General features: G+C 67.4%; 16 protein-coding genes and 2 pseudogenes. 7 read left to right on the forward strand and 11 right to left on the reverse strand.

Annotation, left to right across the window (positions count from 1 at the left end; all coding sequences use genetic code 11):
- Positions 1–251: 251 nt before the first annotated feature.
- From ACIRB1_RS43220 to ACIRB1_RS43230, 3 genes are all read right to left on the reverse strand, one after another.
- Positions 252–968 carry a GAF and ANTAR domain-containing protein gene (locus tag ACIRB1_RS43220; RefSeq protein WP_403469470.1) on the reverse strand — a complete coding sequence of 239 codons (717 nt, stop codon included), beginning with the start codon at positions 966–968 and terminating at the stop codon, positions 252–254.
- A 207-nt stretch (positions 969–1,175) separates the two neighbouring features.
- Positions 1,176–1,979 (reverse strand): GAF and ANTAR domain-containing protein, encoded by an 804-nt coding sequence (locus ACIRB1_RS43225; RefSeq protein ID WP_403469471.1) that lies wholly within the window; start codon positions 1,977–1,979, stop codon positions 1,176–1,178.
- On the reverse strand, positions 1,972–2,760 hold the full coding sequence (locus ACIRB1_RS43230) for an ANTAR domain-containing protein (protein WP_403469472.1): 789 nt from the start codon (positions 2,758–2,760) through the stop codon (positions 1,972–1,974). Before ACIRB1_RS43230 ends, ACIRB1_RS43225 begins: the two co-directional genes overlap by 8 nt.
- Before the next feature lie 283 nt (positions 2,761–3,043).
- Here ACIRB1_RS43230 and ACIRB1_RS43235 point away from each other — a divergent pair.
- The 3 genes and pseudogenes from ACIRB1_RS43235 to ACIRB1_RS43245 all read left to right on the forward strand — a co-directional run bounded on the left by ACIRB1_RS43235 (position 3,044) and on the right by ACIRB1_RS43245 (position 5,197).
- Positions 3,044–3,771, forward strand: a pseudogene (locus tag ACIRB1_RS43235) (GAF and ANTAR domain-containing protein).
- A 173-nt stretch (positions 3,772–3,944) separates the two neighbouring features.
- Positions 3,945–4,337 (forward strand): STAS domain-containing protein, encoded by a 393-nt coding sequence (locus ACIRB1_RS43240; RefSeq protein ID WP_403469473.1) that lies wholly within the window; start codon positions 3,945–3,947, stop codon positions 4,335–4,337.
- Positions 4,338–4,468: 131 nt separating this feature from the next.
- Positions 4,469–5,197: a GAF and ANTAR domain-containing protein gene (locus ACIRB1_RS43245; protein ID WP_403469474.1), complete on the forward strand. Its 729-nt coding sequence runs from the start codon at positions 4,469–4,471 to the stop codon at positions 5,195–5,197.
- Between the two features lie 437 nt (positions 5,198–5,634).
- Here the strand turns inward: ACIRB1_RS43245 and ACIRB1_RS43250 are convergent, their stop codons facing one another.
- Positions 5,635–6,426, reverse strand: coding sequence for a SigB/SigF/SigG family RNA polymerase sigma factor (locus ACIRB1_RS43250; protein WP_403469475.1), 792 nt, complete (start codon positions 6,424–6,426; stop codon positions 5,635–5,637).
- A gap of 485 nt (positions 6,427–6,911) precedes the next feature.
- Positions 6,912–7,283 (reverse strand): helix-turn-helix transcriptional regulator, encoded by a 372-nt coding sequence (locus ACIRB1_RS43255; protein WP_403469476.1) that lies wholly within the window; start codon positions 7,281–7,283, stop codon positions 6,912–6,914.
- A 235-nt stretch (positions 7,284–7,518) separates the two neighbouring features.
- Here ACIRB1_RS43255 and ACIRB1_RS43260 point away from each other — a divergent pair, with 235 nt between their 5' ends.
- A complete protein-coding gene (locus ACIRB1_RS43260; protein ID WP_403469477.1) occupies positions 7,519–8,226 on the forward strand; it encodes an ANTAR domain-containing protein in 708 nt (235 codons plus the stop codon).
- Between the two features lie 325 nt (positions 8,227–8,551).
- On the opposite strand, the gene ACIRB1_RS43265 is transcribed toward ACIRB1_RS43260, so the two are convergent.
- Positions 8,552–8,713 (reverse strand): hypothetical protein, encoded by a 162-nt coding sequence (locus ACIRB1_RS43265; RefSeq protein ID WP_403469478.1) that lies wholly within the window; start codon positions 8,711–8,713, stop codon positions 8,552–8,554.
- A gap of 557 nt (positions 8,714–9,270) precedes the next feature.
- Here ACIRB1_RS43265 and ACIRB1_RS43270 point away from each other — a divergent pair.
- The gene (locus ACIRB1_RS43270) at positions 9,271–9,456 is read left to right on the forward strand and encodes a hypothetical protein (RefSeq protein WP_403469479.1); all 186 of its coding nucleotides are present in this window, start codon (positions 9,271–9,273) and stop codon (positions 9,454–9,456) included.
- Positions 9,457–9,575: 119 nt separating this feature from the next.
- Here the strand turns inward: ACIRB1_RS43270 and ACIRB1_RS43275 are convergent, their stop codons facing one another.
- The 3 genes from ACIRB1_RS43275 to ACIRB1_RS43285 form a co-directional block, all read right to left on the reverse strand.
- Entirely contained in the window at positions 9,576–9,812 is a 237-nt protein-coding gene (locus ACIRB1_RS43275; protein ID WP_403469480.1) for a hypothetical protein, read from the reverse strand.
- A gap of 155 nt (positions 9,813–9,967) precedes the next feature.
- Positions 9,968–10,516: a transposase gene (locus ACIRB1_RS43280; protein WP_403469481.1), complete on the reverse strand. Its 549-nt coding sequence runs from the start codon at positions 10,514–10,516 to the stop codon at positions 9,968–9,970.
- A gap of 128 nt (positions 10,517–10,644) precedes the next feature.
- Entirely contained in the window at positions 10,645–11,607 is a 963-nt protein-coding gene (locus ACIRB1_RS43285) for an ISL3 family transposase (RefSeq protein ID WP_403469482.1), read from the reverse strand.
- A gap of 160 nt (positions 11,608–11,767) precedes the next feature.
- Here ACIRB1_RS43285 and ACIRB1_RS43290 point away from each other — a divergent pair.
- Together ACIRB1_RS43290 and ACIRB1_RS43295 are read left to right on the forward strand one after the other, a co-directional pair.
- A pseudogene (locus ACIRB1_RS43290) lies at positions 11,768–12,040 on the forward strand (helix-turn-helix domain-containing protein); the annotation flags it as partial.
- Positions 12,041–12,626: 586 nt separating this feature from the next.
- A complete protein-coding gene (locus ACIRB1_RS43295) occupies positions 12,627–14,183 on the forward strand; it encodes a cytochrome bc complex cytochrome b subunit (RefSeq protein ID WP_403469483.1) in 1,557 nt (518 codons plus the stop codon).
- On the opposite strand, the gene ACIRB1_RS43300 is transcribed toward ACIRB1_RS43295, so the two are convergent.
- Both ACIRB1_RS43300 and ctaD read right to left on the reverse strand, forming a co-directional pair.
- Positions 14,101–14,505, reverse strand: coding sequence for a cytochrome c oxidase subunit 4 (locus ACIRB1_RS43300; protein ID WP_403469484.1), 405 nt, complete (start codon positions 14,503–14,505; stop codon positions 14,101–14,103). The genes ACIRB1_RS43295 and ACIRB1_RS43300 overlap by 83 nt on opposite strands.
- The gene (ctaD, locus tag ACIRB1_RS43305; RefSeq protein WP_403469485.1) at positions 14,502–16,172 is read right to left on the reverse strand and encodes a cytochrome c oxidase subunit I; all 1,671 of its coding nucleotides are present in this window, start codon (positions 16,170–16,172) and stop codon (positions 14,502–14,504) included. The genes ACIRB1_RS43300 and ctaD overlap by 4 nt, the downstream gene beginning before the upstream one ends.
- Between the last annotated feature and the right edge of the window lie 255 nt (positions 16,173–16,427).

Here is a 16,427-nt window from a genome sequence, read left to right on the forward strand (position 1 = left end):
CGGACAGGCTCGGCCACCGCGCCTCCAGCGATCGGATCGGACGTCACCCCACATCCAACCGCCACCCCGGCGAACCAACGCGGTCACAGCACTAGCTCAGGTTCTCGGAACCGGGCCTGCATACCCGGCGAGTACCTGGTTCGAGGGGTGATCGGGCTGATCGCACCGCACCCCCGCCGCCCCCGGGCCGCCTTGCCCAACCGGGTACCGGAGATACCGCCGGTACCGTGCCGCAGCCCAAAGCAATGAACTTATTGGGGTTCACTCGAGTTCGGCGGTTCGCCGTAGTGGCGTACGAGGGCCGCACTCACCTCGCGCAGTGTGGTGTCGTGCTGACGAGCGACGTCCTTGAGGGAGGCGAGTGCCTCGTCGTAGGTGCAGCCGTTGCGCGCCATGGTGATGCCGGTCGCCCGGTCAATGAGCGTGCGGGTAGCCAGAACAGTCTGTAGTTCGTCGTTGAACGCCGAGACGTCGGCCAGCCGCTGGGCCATTGCGATGGCTCCCGTGGCCTCGGCAGCGATGGCCCGTAGGACGCTGAGATCGGCGTCAGCGAATGCGTCCGGCGCGGAGGCATAGAGGTTGATGGCGCCGGGCGTGTGGGTTCGGGCGGCGATCGGCAGGGAGAGGGAAGAGCGGGTGCCGGCGGCCGCGGCGTATGCGGGGTACTCGCCCCAGCGCCGGTCGGTACGCGTGTCCTGGACGAAGATCTCCTGACCGGTGCGCAGGGCCTGCAGGCAGGGGCCGTCGTTCTGGCCGTACTGCTCTTCGTCCAACTGTCTGGCACTGGTGCCGCTACTGGCCACCGTCAGCAGAAGCCCCTCCCGTTCCAGGGTGATTCCACATCCGTCGCATCCGGGCGCCAGATCGACGACAGTATCGGCCAGAGCGGTGAGGAAGGCTTCCAGTGTCCTGGTAGTCAAAAGGAGCGCTGTGAGGTCGGGTACGGCGGGGTCGGGTGAGCCGGTCATGGTGATCCCCTCGCGGAGCGTTGTCCGCTGTTCGGCATGGCAGCATGCCGCTGGGGCGGGCTCCGGTCCCCGGAAACCTCCAGCGCCGTTCGGTCGTCCCGCCAAGGGCCTGGGCGGGAGAGGCAACCGCTGTGTATTCCCACTGTCCCACCGACCGGCCGATCCCGGTCGGGCAACGCCCCTCGGAAAGAGGCTGGAGCAGCCGACTCAGCCGGTCGGGTCCGAAGGCCGGGCAACCGGTGCCGTGCTGAGGACCTCCTGCAGGGCAAGGGCGCGTCCCAACAATTGCTGTGCGACGATCACCGACGGCGTCCCGTGGCGCCGGGCGTAGTCCCGCAGCGCCCGTGTGGCTTCGGTGATGGTCAGGCCCTCACTCGCCGCGAGCATCCCGATCGCCGTTTCCAGCGCCGCTTTGGAGGAGATCACCGACTGGATCCGGGTCGAGACGTCCGAGGGTCGCGGTGGCTCCGGCCGCCAGCGCAGCATGGCATCGACGGCGACCCCAGCAAGCGACGCCGCCACGGTAAGGTCTTCGGCGGGGATTTCGCGAGCGTCGCTCACGTAGAGGTTCAGTGTTCCAACCGGCTCATCGCGCGCAGTGACAGGAAGCGCGTAGACGCCGTGGACACCCACGTCTTCGGCGATGCGAACGTACTCGGGCCAGCGCTCGGCGTGGGTATCGAGCCGTGGGGCGCGGACCGGTCCCCCGGTCCGCAGGGAATCCACGCCCGGCCCTTCGACGGTCCGGGCCTGCAACCTGTCCAGCGCCTCCGCGCGACGGTCTGACGAGACGACGGTGCGCAGTCGTCCGCGCGCGTCGACGAACAGCAGTCCCGCTCTGTCGGCCTCCGTGAGTTCGATGCAGTGGTTCACCAGCCGGCCTGCCAGCACCAACGCGTCGACGTCGGAGTCGAAGACGTCGGACACGCTGATGAAGGCCTCCGCGACACGCTGTACCCGGCTCATGCCCATGTCGCTGTCCTCGGTGTCGGTCGGTCCGGGCCTACTCATCGAATTCCATTCTGCGGGCCAGTACCTCACGTGCTGCTTCGGTCACCGTCACGCCCTGCGCGTACGCGTGGGCACGCAGTCGGGCCAGTGCCTGCTGTGGACCGACGCCCAACTGCACCATCAGCATGCCCGTGGCGTAATGGACCTCCTCGTGGCCCGACTCCGCGGCGTCCAGCCAGGAAGTGAGCTCAACGTCGTCATGTTCGGCCGTGGCCTCCGCCTGCGACTGGACGCGCATCAGCGCCAGGGTGATGGCGTCACCAGCGGTGAAAGCGCCCACCGTGTCCCCCGCGCTCAGCGGCCCCGGACTGCGGCGGTACAGATCCAGCGAACCGATCGCCACCGCGTCAGTGCCAAGAGGGAGCGAGAACACCGCGCGCACTCCCAATTCCACCGCTCGCTGGGCGAACATCGGCCATCGACGCGCGTCGGCTCCACCGGTCAGGTCCGCGGCCAGTACTGGAGCGACCAACGTCCGGGCCGTGTGGCAGGGGCCGTCGCCGAGGCTGTACTGCGCCTCCGCCAGTTGCGCGGCCACCGGGTCGCTGGACCACCACAACGCCGCTTCCCCGGACGCGCCGCCGGCGAGGGAGACCGATGCTCCCGTGACGTCCAGCAGATCGACACAGATCTGACAGAGCCGCGCCGGGGCCGAGGCAGCGTCGGACGCCTCCAGCGCGCCCGCCAGCGCCCTGATGACGGGACGGTGATCCGAAGCACCTGAGCCGCTCGCAGACCCGGTGCCCCGCTCTCCGCCCTCGTCCGGACGACCGGACTTCACACGCCCACCTCCGGCGACAACGACTTGGTCCATCATGCGTCAGTCCCCGCGCATCCGCTGCCGCCCACGACACGAACGCCGCGATGCCGGGCACTGCCGACACTGAATGTCCCCGATTCGTACGCAACACCGTCGTACGCAGTAGGCGTGTACCACGAAGGAAGCAGGTCACTCCCCTTCCCGCATAGGACTGGTGGCCTCGCCGGAGTACGCGCGGGCGGGGCCGTGCCTTCTACATCACTCGTTACGACATCACAGGGCGGCCCTGCCGTCTGAATCGGACATTCATGGTCACGGGCCCTTCCGCCGACTTACAGCACATCGCGCGCTGCTGCTGGAGACCGACCCTCTGGAGAATCCTTCCGGCGGCTGGCCGACCGGGCCATCGATCTCGCGCCCGACGCGCAGGGATGCGGGCTCACATTGGGCCGCCGGGGACGCCCGCTGACCGTCACCAGCGCCGGCTCCAGCGCCGCCGTGCTGGACGAGGCGCAGTGCGTCCGGGACGACGGGCCCTCTCTGGAAGCCCTGCGCAGCCGCAAGAGATCGACGTGCCCGACACGCTCTAGGAACGGCTGGGGCAGCTATCCGGCGCGTGCCGCCGCGTCGGGCGCCTGCTCGTCCCTGTCCCTGCCGATTGCTCCCTACACCCATACCGCGGGGGCCCTGAACCTGTATGCGCCCGTACCGTACGCCTTCGCCGACGCCGACCTGACGTCCCTGCGGCTGCTGGCAGCCCAAGCCACCGGCGCGATAGAGCTAGCCCAACGGATCGCGGACGCTCAGCAGTTCACCGCCGACCTCCAGACGGCACTGAAGTCCCGAACCGTCATCGACCAGGCCATGGGAGTCCTCATGGGCCAACAGCGCTGCACGGCCGAGGAAGCCTTCCAGATCCTGCGCACCGCCTCCCAGCACCGCAACACCAAACTCCGCGACCTCTGCGCCGAACTCATCACCGGCATCACCGGACGCCGCCCGTCCGACGACGAACTGCGCCCGCGTGGTTGAACCCCGATGAACGCCCTCCTCCGACAGCACTCTGCCCACGTCGCCGATCGTTTCTCGCCCCGCCGTACGCCAGGGCATAATGATGACGAGGTCAGGAAGCGGCCCCGGGGTTTCTTTACCTTTATGGGGTTTTCGTGTCGCTTCTGAGCCATCACGCGGGTAGCCGCTTGGTCGTGGAATTGGACGAGGTCATCGACCCGGACACCAAGGACACTGTCGAACGGGAACTGGAGCGGCTGATTCGCACGGCAGGAACGTCGGTCGTGATCGTGGACATCCGTACTCCCCTGCTCACCTCTACCGCGCTGCAGCTTCTGTTGAGCGTCCGACGAACCGCCGGGAAGCAGGGCACTGTGCTGTGCGTCGCGGCACGTCGGCCACTGGCCCGCCGCGTTCTGCAAGCCGCTGGCCTGACGCGCGCGCTCCGGGTGACCACCACGGTCGGCGCGGCCTCAGCCCTCGCCCGCGGCTGTCCACCCGTGCATCACCGCGAAGACGTCCCTGATGAGGGGGCTGGCCAGCCGACGCTGGTATGCCGAACCACCGGGCGTCACCTCTTCCTCTGAGTGCCGCTGTAGTACCCACCCTCTGCCCGTGCGGAGTACCTGACGCGCGCAGCCGACAGCGGCCCCTCCCGGCGTTCCCGTGAGGTCGCCCGTGCTGCCCGGGTATCCGCCCCACCCAGAACGAGATGACCATGACCGACAGGCCACTTCCGGCTGCGCAGGACGTGACCGCACTGCTGCTCGACACCGACACCTTGGACGAATTCCTCCAAGCCCTCGCACAGCGCGCGCTCGAGCTGGCGCCCGCAGCGGACGGCTGCGGGGTCACCATGGAGCGCCGGGGCCGCCCCGTCACGGTGTCCAGCGCCGGCGCCAGCGCGACCAAGCTCGACGAGGCCCAGTACGGCCAGGACGACGGCCCGTGTCTGCAGGCGATGCGTACCGGTCTGACGGTCGACGTCCCCGACACCCTGAGCGAGAAACGCTGGGGCGGCTACCCCGCCTACGCCGCTGCCTGCGGCGCCCGCTCGTCCCTGTCCCTGCCGATTGCTCCCTACACCCATACCGCGGGGGCCCTGAACCTGTATGCGCCCGTACCGTACGCCTTCGCCGACGCCGACCTGACGTCCCTGCGGCTGCTGGCAGCCCAAGCCACCGGCGCGATAGAGCTAGCCCAACGGATCGCGGACGCTCAGCAGTTCACCGCCGACCTCCAGACGGCACTGAAGTCCCGAACCGTCATCGACCAGGCCATGGGAGTCCTCATGGGCCAACAGCGCTGCACGGCCGAGGAAGCCTTCCAGATCCTGCGCACCGCCTCCCAGCACCGCAACACCAAACTCCGCGACCTCTGCGCCGAACTCATCACCGGCATCACCGGACGCCGCCCGTCCGACGACGAACTGCGCCCGCGACGATGATCAAAGAGCGGGGGATCTTTCGTCCTATGTGCTGGAGCCCTTCGACGGGGTCCCCGACAAGCGCAAGCACGGCCCGCCCAGTCTTCCGAAACCCCGACTCAGCGTGCTCCGCACGTCTTGTTTGAAGCGGATCCAGCCCGGTAGTCCGAAGAGGGCGACAAGCTGTCCAACCCGTCCCGGGAGGGTTCGGCAGTGAGTCCGCCACCGGCCGCCCCAGGAAGAGTCCCGCGGGGCGGTCGGGCCGCCCGGCGGACCCGCCTCACCAGCAGAACCTCCGGCCACTGATCCCTGTCAGGGAGAATTACGCTGGGGCGTCTCAGGGCCTTCTGACCGTTCGTGTGGAGATACCGCAATCCGCACCACCGAGCCCGCGGGACTTTCGCTGATTCAAGATCACCCCAACCCGAGCGTGTCACCGGCGTCCGTGGACGGAACTGCTAGACCGCGTCGGCAAGCACGCGCTCACGGACGGTGGCGCAGGTGGTGCTGATCAGGCGGGAGACATGCATCTGGGAGACGCCCAGCTGCTCCGCGATGCGGCTTTGGGTCATGCCCCGGAAGAACCGCAGATACAGGATGACGCGCTCGCGCTCGGGCAGTGACTGCAGCGCGGGCTTGACGGCCTCACGGTCGACGACCAGGTCGAACCCCGCATCCCGCTCCCCCAGCAGCCCGGCGAGCGTCAGACCGGTATCCTCACTCTGCGTCTCGGCGTCCAGCGAGAGCGCGGCGAAGCTGTCCAGCGCCTCCAGGCCGGCACGAACGTCGTCCTCGCTCAGCTGCGCACACGCGGCGATCTCCGCGACGCTCGGACGCCGGCCCGCATCGCTCGCGGACAACTCCCGCAGAGCCTCCCGCACCCGGTTGCGGAGCTCCTGGACCCGCCGAGGGACGTGCAGAGCCCACATGTGGTCACGGAAGTGGCGCTTGATCTCACCGGTGACCGTCGGCACGGCATAACTCTCGAACGCATGGCCGCGCGAAGGATCGTAGCCGTCGACGGCCTTGACCAGGCCCAGCGCCGCTACCTGGCGCAGATCCTCGTAAGGCTCCCCCTTCCCTCGGTACCGGCCCGCGATACGGTCCGCCATCGGCAGCCAGACCCGCACAAGCTCATCACGCAGCGCATCCCTCTCCGGCCCGTCAGGCAGACGGGAAAGGCATTCGAAAGCGGCAGCGGTACGCGGTGCGTCGTCATGCGGATGATGCTTCCTGGTCACTGTCTCCATGGGTGCTCACCACTCCCTCAGGGGGTGCCGACTGGGCGGTCCCATGGGAGCGAGCACGCACCGAGCAGGCGAATCACACCCGCGATCCGGCGTGACCGGCTCCCACGGATGTGCCTCCTGTCCGAAGCACTCACAGCTCCGCCTTCCCCCGCCAAGAGTCGTGAAACAAGCACTCACCCACAAAGATGACGAGCCAGAAAATACACATATGTCACGACAAATGGGGCACAGTTGCGAAACGCTCGCGAAACCGGGATCGAGACGGGGTAAAGACGGGTCGGCTCCACCTCTTCGCGCAGACCGCTCCGAGTCGACGAGCGGGGCCAGCGGCACGCCACCGCTGATGGGCCGATAGGGCTGCGGATCGCGCCTCGCCGCGTGCGGCGGGAAGAGCGGCTCCGCAGCCCCACCTCCTTGGACCACCCAGCATCGGCTGGGCTCCCTCCTCGCACGCTTCAAACCGCGGTGCGGTCAAGCCGCCGTCGTCACCTGGCGGCCTCGGAGTCACGATCCCGTTCCGTAACCGCCGACGATCCATGCGGGTGCCCGTCACGCTGTGCATCGTGCCGTGCGAAGACGGACAGGAGCGCTTCGACCGCCATCCCCGCCTCAGCGGGGTGCCTGAGAATGGTGCCCGGCTCGATGCGATAGGTGTTCGTGCGCCCCTCCCGCGTGTGGGTGAGGTAGCCGTCCCCCTCCAGATCCGAAATGATCTTCTGAACCGCCCTCTCGGTGAGCTGGCACCGCGCGGCGATGTCACGGATACGGATGCGACTATCCCTGGCGATCGTGGCCAGTACCCGGGCATGACTGGTGAGGAACGTCCATCCTGTACGCGTCTCGGATATGTCACCCATGCTCTAAACCTAGGGCATCCAATTCACGCATTCAAAGGCGCGAAATAGATTTCCTGCTTATCTTGACGGGTCTCATACTTGGGGTGAGACTTGCAGCAGTGGAGGACGGGCGAACGCCTCGGGAGCGAGTGCCATGTCAGAACACGACTTCTCTGCCCCGCCCAGGAGCGGCCAAGCTGTCTGTGCAAGGCCGCGGACCCCGGCAGCAGTGGTGCCGTCGCCGTTCCTGGACATCGTGACGCGCTCAGCCGGCAGCCGTACGGTGGTGGCGATCTCCGGCGAGATTGACATCGATACGGAACAAATGATGCACCACGCCCTACGACTGGCTCTGGCCCGGTCGTCCGAAGGCGTGGACCTCGACCTTGCCGGAGTCGGCTTCTGCGACTGCGCCGGCCTCAACGTCCTGATCCGAGTCCGGCGACTCGCCTTGGCGGACGGCAAGACACTCTGCATCCGGGCCCTCAGCCCCGAGGTCGAGAGGCTGTTCACTCTCACCGACACGTCGTCGATGTTCAGCCGCGTCCCCAGCAACGGTGTGGTCAATGCCTGGAACCCACATTCCGCGACAACGCACGACTTCCTGGAGGAGAACAGGGTGCCCAACGACGCCGAGGAACTGCGCGTCGAAGCCGTGCAGCTCAAACGCGCCATGCTGACCCGGCCGATCATCGACCTGGCCCGGGGAATCCTGATGGCCTCCTACAGCCTGGGCCCCGAAGACGCCTGGAGCGTCTTGGTCGACGCCTCGCAGCACACCAACACCAAACTCCACCAACTCGCCGAGCAACTCGTCGGCTCGGTCACCGGGCCCCCGCTGTCCGACCAAGTGCAACGCCAGATCTCCAGGGCGGTCGCCCAGCTCTCACCTCCAGAGGCGCAGGACACATGTGCCCCGCCACGCTCCGGGGCCCTCCATAAGGCGGACGATCCGCAACCGTGAAGTGAGCACCGTGACGGAGTTCGGGTCCTCCGGCCCGTTGAGGGGCACGCTCACGCCGAACTGGGGCAACACCCCGAGGGCGGAACAGGCGACCCGTCCGGTGGATGAGGGCCCATGCCCGTCTGCAAGGACGACCGAGGAGCAGAGGGGAGAACCCGTGCGGGTCGGACAGCAAGCGGTGCAGCTTGCGGCGCCTGCCGTTCAGCCCCGAACCAACCTCGCTCACGGCCTCCGCAACCGGCAGGCCCAGACCCGTGGCCGCCTGCACCACGCGAGCCACCTGACGCTCAAGATCCGGCTCCTGGTCCGCCGACAAGACCCGGCACTACACCACCACCCGGCCGGACGACTCCGAAGCGGGCTCGTCGACCAGCCATGTACCGGACGGCGTCTGACGCACGGGGGCCGGCATACGGCCCTCCTTCGCCCACGTCCACGCGATCTGGTAGTGCACGCCATTGCGCGACGCCCACTCGGAAAGCTTCACACGATCAAAATAACAGAACAGAAAAACTGAGATTCACTGATGAATTACGCAACAGTTGAAAGCCCTGCGGCCCGCACACCACCGAGGTCACCGGCCCCGCCGTCGAACCGTTCCGGCCCAGCAGGAGTGACATCAAGCCCTCCCCGGGAATCAGGATCTGGACACCACAGGGAGCCGGTCCCGCAGAGCGCGTGGTACGGCTCGGAGTGCGACACGGTATTTTCCGGCGTGCCTCATGCGTGGTGGCCGGTCCGGGATTCGGCTTGCGCTTCCCGGCCGGGGCCCAGGTGGACCCGCAGAAGCGGCCCGTGACGTGCCGCCCGGCGGGACGGTGTCCGTCGTTATTGCCTGCGTGTGCGCCCCCTGCGGCGAGAAGCGACGCCCCAGACGCGACTGGGGCGTGGCCTCGCCGCGCCTGGCCGCTCATCGTCGGATTCCGGTCAACAGGTGAGATTGTCGTGGCTGATGAGGGGGACTCGCATGGTCATGAGGAGTCTTCCGCCACCCGCTCGGAAGGGGCGGTGCGGCGAACTCGCCGAAACCATCGAGGAGTTCTCATGGACAACCGACGTGACGAGGAACTCTACTCTCGGGACCGTCCGGCTCATCCCACCCTGCCTGAGGACCGGCCGCGCGGGGTGGAGCCCAAGGCTCCTGTGAAGCACCGCAGCCCTTGGCTGATCGCCGCGTTCGTCATCGGCGTCATCGCACTGATCGTCATCGGCATCGCCCTGTTCCCCTGACAGAAAGACCGGTGCGACATGGACCAGGCCTCATCCTGGTGACACCGCGCGGCTCGGCCGTGTGAGTGGCGTCCGGCGTAGCTCACGCCGGACGCCACTCACACGTGACAAGACGCTGCTCAGGCTCCGCCCAGCCGCGCACGCAGGAGCCGCTTGCCGATGTCAGCACCCTTGCGGCTGTCCGCCTGGGCCTTACGGAACAGGTCGACGACTTCCGTGTCCTTCTCGCGTTCCGCGTCCGCGATGTACGTCTCCAGACGCAGCGCGTTGTTCAAGCATGCTTCCACGTACCAGATGAGGTTGTAGTCCTTGTCCGGCGTGCCCGTGGCGCCGCCGGTCTCCGGGCTGCTGGTCATTGGGGCCTCCTTTACATTCCGGGGTCCTACTCCTACGCCCGGCGCGGGTACCCGCGCCGGGCCAGCACACACCCCGGCGGGCCGGGTGCGTAGAGGACCCCGGCCTTGTCGGCGACGCCTTAACGCGGGCTCTGCCAAGATTTCCGTGAAGCCGATCATGGGGCCGCCGTGGTCGTGACTCTGTGTTGTCGGCGGTCAGCTGCCAGGAGCAGGACTCGCTTGCGGAGCAAGGGATGGCCGGCACGGCCCGCCATCTGCCGCTTCAGCAGCTTGATGTCCGTCACTCTGCCCTCGACGCAGCCTGAGCTCCATTCGGTACTCAACCCGAGGACGACCGCGTCGAGATCGGCCATCAGCCCGTCGGCGAAGGCACGCAGACCGTGGCTCTGGTCCGCACGGGCGGCGGCGATCCACTCCGGCAGCCGGTCCGCGCTGCGGATGGCCATCATCGCGGCGAAGGACCGGACATGCCCGGTCGCGGCCTCCAGCTCGGGGCAACGGGCCAGGATCGCCTTGAGTTTCTGCCGGTCGTCGTCGCTCACGCGGTCGGGGTTACGGGTGATCCAACCGGTCACCTTCCGCACGCCCGGCGGCCGTGGCGGGGGTGTGTCGTTGGGTGTGCGGCGGAAGCTTTGGAGGTAGTCGCGCACGACGGAGTAGGAGCCGGTGAAGCCGCGTTCGCGGAGTTCGGCGTGCAGCTTCACTTCACCGCGACGGTATGGCCTTCGCGCCAGCGTTGATGCAGGTAAGGCTTGTAGGGGTCCAGGGTGCTGGGGAGGTTCTGCCAGCGGCCGGTGGCGAGTTCCTGCCAGGTGTCGGCCCGGGCATAGCGTCAGACGGTGTTCACGGCCAAGCCGAGATGGCGGGCGACGGACCGGATACCCAGGCCCTGGTCGAGGAGGTCGTGCACGGCCGCGTGGTGCTGCTCGACCCGGGCGGCCAACCGGCCCGCCCTTGAGACGGGCGGGTGCAGGACCTCGGGAGCCTCGCCCGGGATCGGAGCCGGATCCCGCAGACACGCGCTGTGCTGGCTGACCAGGCGTTTCACGGCCTCGGCAAGGTTGTGCCAGATGTGCCAGAGATCAGCAATTTGCACGGCGCCGGGGGCTCCGGCGCGGGCGCCGTCGGCATAGGTGCCACCGCGGTCACGACAAATGATCTCCACGCCTGAGTGCTCAGTGAGCCAGGCCGCGAAGGTGGCCGCCTCCCGCTCGGGCAACAGGTCAACCCGGGCACGGGTCTCGCAATCGACCAGTACGGTGCCGTAGTTGTGATGGCCCTTGCGCAGGGCGAATTCGTCCACCCCGAGCACCCGGGGCGTTGCGGCGGGCGGGTCGGGCAGGGCCATGACCAGGGCCAGCAGGGTCGTCCGGCTGACTGGCGCAAGCAGCCGGGCCACCAGGCGTTCGCCGGCCCGTCCGGCCAGGGCGACCGCGATCGCGCCCAGCAGGCTTCCAAGATGCGGTGTCCGGCGCCCGTAGCGCACGGTCAATCCCTCCACCTGCTCGGCGAAGGTCACCCGTACACATCCCGGCGCGTCGCAGAACAGACGGCGGATGGTCAGCTCGATGCAGACCTGCCGCCCGCCGACCGCACCGTCCGCGAGACGGCGCCGGTATCCGCTGTGCCGGCGTGCCGAAAGTGTCCCGCAGCCCGGGCACGGCACAGGCACAGCCTCCGAGGTTCTGGCCACGATGCGTAACACCCCCGTCTCGGGGCTCACTTGCTCCACCAGCACCCCGCCCAGGTGCGGTAACACCGTCTTCAGCAGCTCCTCACACTCGGCGATTGTCACGCCGCAGGTGACGGAGCGACACCGGCGCGCGGGAGCATGATCGGCTTCACGGACATCTTGGCAGAGCCTTAACGCGGACCCTCTGACGGCGGATCAAAACTGACCCACTTGGTACCCTTTGTCCGACTCTGGCCTTGTTGATCAAGGTCAGGAGGAAGAGGTGATCCTTGTGGAGGACTGGGCAGAGATCCGCAGGTTGCACCGGGCCGAGCAGATGCCGATCAGGGCGATCGCCAGGCACCTAGGCATATCGAAGAACACGGTGAAGCGGGCGCTGGCGCACGACCGGCCGCCGAAGTACGAGCGACCGCTCAAGGGCTCGGCGGTGGACGCGGTCGAGGTGCAGATCCGCGAGCTTCTGCGGGAGACGCCGACGATGCCGGCGACGGTGATCGCCGAGCGCATCGGCTGGGAACGCGGGATGACGATCCTCTTGTTGGTGGGATCTTTGCCGACGTCGAAAACCTTCACGACGATGTCGCGGTCCGTGAGCCTATTATCCGTGCCGCAGGTGGACCACGCTCCGACACCAAGTTCCCTCTTCTGCCGTGCTGCCTCCCGCACGCTCGAGTCGGCGCCGACGCACTGGGCACCGGCTGATCCCTCGCGATTTCATCATGCACCTGCGTCCTCCTCATGCTGAGACCCCACAGGCTGCCGCGGACACGACCCCCGTTCCCGGCCCCCCGTGTTGTGTAACGCGCACCGCGGAATCCATGAAGGCGGTCCTGCGAGAAGGCCGGGCGCCCATTCGGACGCACTGCGATGTCGCTCGCGGAGACCGAGAGGAGATGGTGGGACTATCCGACTGCTCCGTCTCCGGAGAGACACGGTACGTGTCCCTCAATTGACCGGTACGTACCGTCGGGCCGCGCGACTGTTCCGCGCAGTCGGGGTACTCGCCTGCCGCCATCTGCCGGCACGGCACAAGCACGAGCGCGCCACGAGTGCGTACGGAGGGAGGCGTCCGTGAGGGACGAGCGGTGCGAGGCGCTCACCGGGTGTGGGCCGGGGGCGACATGAGCGCGGCGCGACACCACCGAAACAAGGAGGCATCGGGGAGCGAGCCACCCAGTACGCCCGGCGAGCGTTTCGCGGACGCGGTCGACGCCCGGCTGCCGACGACGGACGGCGGCGGTCGGCTGCTCCGCAAGGCATTCCCCGACCACTGGTCGTTCCTGCTCGGGGAGCTGGCGCTGTACAGCCTGCTCGTACTGGTTCTGACCGGTGTGTGGCTCACACTGTTCTTCAAGCCCGAGATGCGCGAAGTGACGTACGGCGGAGGGTATGTGCCGCTGCGCGGGGAGCGGGTATCGGAGGCGTTCGACTCCACTCTGCACATCAGCTTCGACGTCCGCGGCGGGCTCCTGGTCCGGCAGATGCACCACTGGGCGGCCTTGGTCTTCATCGGTGCGATCGGTGTACACCTGTTGCGGATCTTCTTCACCGGCGCCTTCCGCAGGCCCCGCGAGGCCAACTGGCTGATCGGCGTCACCCTGTTCATGCTCGCGCTCGCCGAGGGATTCGCCGGCTACTCACTCCCGGACGACCTGCTCTCCGGAACGGGACTCCGTATCGCGCAGGGCATCATGTTGTCGATCCCCGTGGCCGGCACGTACGTGAGCATGTTCGTGTTTGGCGGCGAGTTCCCCGGCCACGACATGATCTCCAGGCTCTACGGCCTGCACATCCTGGTGCTCCCCGGCGCGCTGATCGCTCTGGTCACCGTCCACCTGATCCTGGTCGTCTACTTGAAGCACACCCAGTGGCGCGGACCGGGCAGGACCAACCGCAACGCCGTCGGCAAACCGTTCTTCCCCCAATTCACGGCTTCCTCCGGCGGTCTGTTCTTCATGGTCTTCGGTGTGCTCGCCCTCCTCGGCGGGATCGCCCAGATCAACCCGGTGTGGGTGTACGGGCCCTACCGCCCCGATCAGGTGTCGACCGGTTCCCAGCCCGACTGGTACGTCGGCTTCCTGGAAGGCGCGCTACGCCTCGTACCGCCCTGGGAGACGAACATCGCCGGACACACCATCATGTGGAACGTCCTGCTACCGGCGGTCGTACTGCCCCTGCTGCTCTTCCTCGTCCTCTACCTGTACCCGTTCCTCGAACAGCGGGTGACAGGCGAGTGGCATCAGGAGAACCACCTTTGCGACCGGCCCCGTGAACGCCCCGTCCGCACTGGACTCGGCGTCGCCGGCATCACCTTCTTCGGCGTGCTGCTGTTGGCTGGCGGCAACGACGTGGTGGCCCAGACGTTCCGCATCTCGGTCAACGCGCTCACCTGGATCCTACGCATCTCCCTCGTACTGGCGCCGGTCCTGGCGTTCGCGGTGACGCGCCAGCTGTGCCACGCCCTACTGCGTGCGGAGCAGGAGGCCTTGGAGGAGGGCGAGGAGACGGGAGAGGTACGACAGTCCGTCATGGGGGGATACGAAAGTGAGCACCGCCCGGTCGAGATGTTCCGTCCCGGAGCACCCCGGGTGCCGCTCAGCCCTCCTGACGGGCACCCCGGTCGGCGTACTGGAACACCATCCCCAGAACACCCCGCGCCAGCACCCCGACGCCGATGAGGAAGAGCCACAGCCCAAAGACGATTCCCGTGCTCAGCACGGCGAAGCCCAGGCCGGTGACGACAGGCCAAGGGCTCTTGGCCGGGAAGAACTCCAACGGTCCCGCGCCGTCTGCCACTTCGGCGTCGCTACGGTCCTGAGGGCGGCGCCCCTTGCGTCGGTACTGCATCCCGCAGAAGAACGCGATCAGGGCGGCCATCAGGGTCGCCACCATCAGCGCCGCCGTGCCCGGCGGGTCCCAGTGGGACCAGTAGCCGTAGAGGACGGCGGAGCCCGCGAAGAACACGGCGACGCCGCCGAAGAGGAACGCTTCGACCTTCATCGTTGACCCTCCTCCCTGACCAGCCGGGTGATGTCGGGATGGTGCAGGTCGAAGGCAGGGGACTCAGAACGCACCCGTGGCAGTGCCAAGAAGTTGTGGCGGGGCGGGGGGCAGGATGTCGCCCATTCCAGCCCTCGTCCGAAGCCCCAGGGATCGTCCTCCGAAACCCGTTTCCCGAATCTGGCCGTGTGCCACACGTTATAGAGGAACGGCAGGGTCGAGACGCCGAGCAGGAAGGCGCCGGTCGACGACAGCGTGTTGAGGAGGGTGAAACCGTCGGCGGGCAGATAGTCCGCGTACCTGCGTGGCATGCCCTCCTCGCCGAGCCAGTGCTGCACCAGGAACGTGAGCTGGAAGCTGGGGAACAGCAGCCAGAAGTGCACTTTGCCGAGCCGCTCGTCGAGCATTTTCCCGGTGAACTTGGGCCACCAGAAGTAGAAGCCGCCGAACATAGCGAAGACGACGGTGCCGAACAGGACGTAGTGCAGATGCGCCACGATGAAGTACGAGTCGGTGACATGGAAGTCGAGCGGCGGCGAGGCGATGAGTACGCCGCTCAGGCCGCCGAGCAGGAACGAGGTCAGGAAACCCATCGCCCACAGCATCGGGGTCTCGAACGACAGTGAGCCTCTGTGCATCGTGCCGATCCAGGCAAAGAACTTGATGCCAGTGGGCACGGCGATCAGGAACGACATGAGGGAGAAGAACGGCAGAAGCACCGCGCCGGTGGCGAACATGTGGTGTGCCCAGACGACGGCGGACAGCATGGTGATCGCGATGGTCGCACCGATCAACGGAACGTACCCGAAGAGCGGTTTGCGGGAGAACACCGGAATGATCTCCGTGATGATCCCGAAGAACGGCAGGGCGACGATGTAGACCTCCGGGTGGCCGAAGAACCAGAAAAGGTGCTGCCACAGCAGGGCACCGCCGTTGGCCGCGTCGAAGACGTGTGCCCCGAATTTCCGGTCCGCCTCAAGTGCCAGCAGAGCCGCGGTGAGAACCGGAAAGGCGGGCAACACCAGGATCGACGTGAAGAGGATGTTCCAGGTGAAGATCGGCATCCGGAACATCGTCATCCCAGGGGCGCGCAGGCACAGGATGGTGGTGATGAAGTTGACGGCGCCGAGCGTCGTCGACACCCCGGCCACCACGAGACCCATCGCCCACAGGTCGCCGCCCGCGCCGGGCGAGTGGTACGCGCTGTTCAGGGGCGCGTAAGCGAACCAGCCGAAGGCGGCGGCACCGCCGGGGATCAGGAAGCCCGAGACGACCATCAGGCCGCCGAAGAGGTACATCCAGTAGGACAGAGCGTTCAGGCGGGGGAAAGCCACATCGGGAGCACCGATCTGCAGCGGCATCACCGCATTCGCGAAGCCCGCGAACATCGGCGTCGCGAAGAGCAGCATCATGATGGTGCCGTGGATCGTGAAGAGCTGGTTGTATGTGTGCTCGTTCATGAACTGCAGCCCGGGACGGGCGAGTTCGGCCCGCATGCCCATAGCGAGCAGACCCGCCAAGAGGAAGAAACAGAAGGCCGTGACCATGTACATCTTGCCGATCACCTTGTGATCGGTGGTGGTGGTCCAGCGCAACAGCGCCTGTCCCGGAGGTGCCGGGGACGCGGTCCGCACGGCTGCGACGCCGCGTTCAGAGAGCTGGGTCATGGTCCTCCGTAAGTTGTTGGGCGCCCGCGGCCAACTTGCGGCGGGACGCGCGCGGACCGCGGAGCAGAAAAGCGTCTCGCGAGTGCCCCCGTCACCCCGACGGAAACCGCCGACGCACGGACTCCGTACGGAGGGCTCACACGATGCCTCAATTCCGGGCGGCGGCGTCACCGGCCACGCCGTTGTGTGATCGTTCGGGGCGAGACGCTATCCCCGCGCTCTCGGAAGTTGTGGATGCCACGCCTGGCATCCCGT

Origin of the sequence: Streptomyces sp. NPDC096013, from assembly GCF_044763565.1 — a bacterium.
Taxonomy (GTDB): domain Bacteria; phylum Actinomycetota; class Actinomycetes; order Streptomycetales; family Streptomycetaceae; genus Streptomyces.

What these genes read in the sequence shown, in the direction of transcription:
- ACIRB1_RS43220 (WP_403469470.1), bottom strand. Translation starts at nt 968, where the DNA reads ATGACCGGCTCACCCGACCCCGCCGTACCCGACCTCACAGCGCTCCTT.
- ACIRB1_RS43225 (WP_403469471.1), bottom strand. Translation starts at nt 1,979, where the DNA reads ATGAGTAGGCCCGGACCGACCGACACCGAGGACAGCGACATGGGCATG.
- ACIRB1_RS43245 (WP_403469474.1), top strand. Translation starts at nt 4,469, where the DNA reads ATGACCGACAGGCCACTTCCGGCTGCGCAGGACGTGACCGCACTGCTG.
- ACIRB1_RS43250 (WP_403469475.1), bottom strand. Translation starts at nt 6,426, where the DNA reads ATGGAGACAGTGACCAGGAAGCATCATCCGCATGACGACGCACCGCGT.
- ACIRB1_RS43255 (WP_403469476.1), bottom strand. Translation starts at nt 7,283, where the DNA reads ATGGGTGACATATCCGAGACGCGTACAGGATGGACGTTCCTCACCAGT.
- ACIRB1_RS43270 (WP_403469479.1), top strand. Translation starts at nt 9,271, where the DNA reads ATGGACAACCGACGTGACGAGGAACTCTACTCTCGGGACCGTCCGGCT.
- ACIRB1_RS43275 (WP_403469480.1), bottom strand. Translation starts at nt 9,812, where the DNA reads ATGACCAGCAGCCCGGAGACCGGCGGCGCCACGGGCACGCCGGACAAG.
- ACIRB1_RS43295 (WP_403469483.1), top strand. Translation starts at nt 12,627, where the DNA reads ATGAGCGCGGCGCGACACCACCGAAACAAGGAGGCATCGGGGAGCGAG.
- ACIRB1_RS43300 (WP_403469484.1), bottom strand. Translation starts at nt 14,505, where the DNA reads ATGAAGGTCGAAGCGTTCCTCTTCGGCGGCGTCGCCGTGTTCTTCGCG.
- ctaD (WP_403469485.1), bottom strand. Translation starts at nt 16,172, where the DNA reads ATGACCCAGCTCTCTGAACGCGGCGTCGCAGCCGTGCGGACCGCGTCC.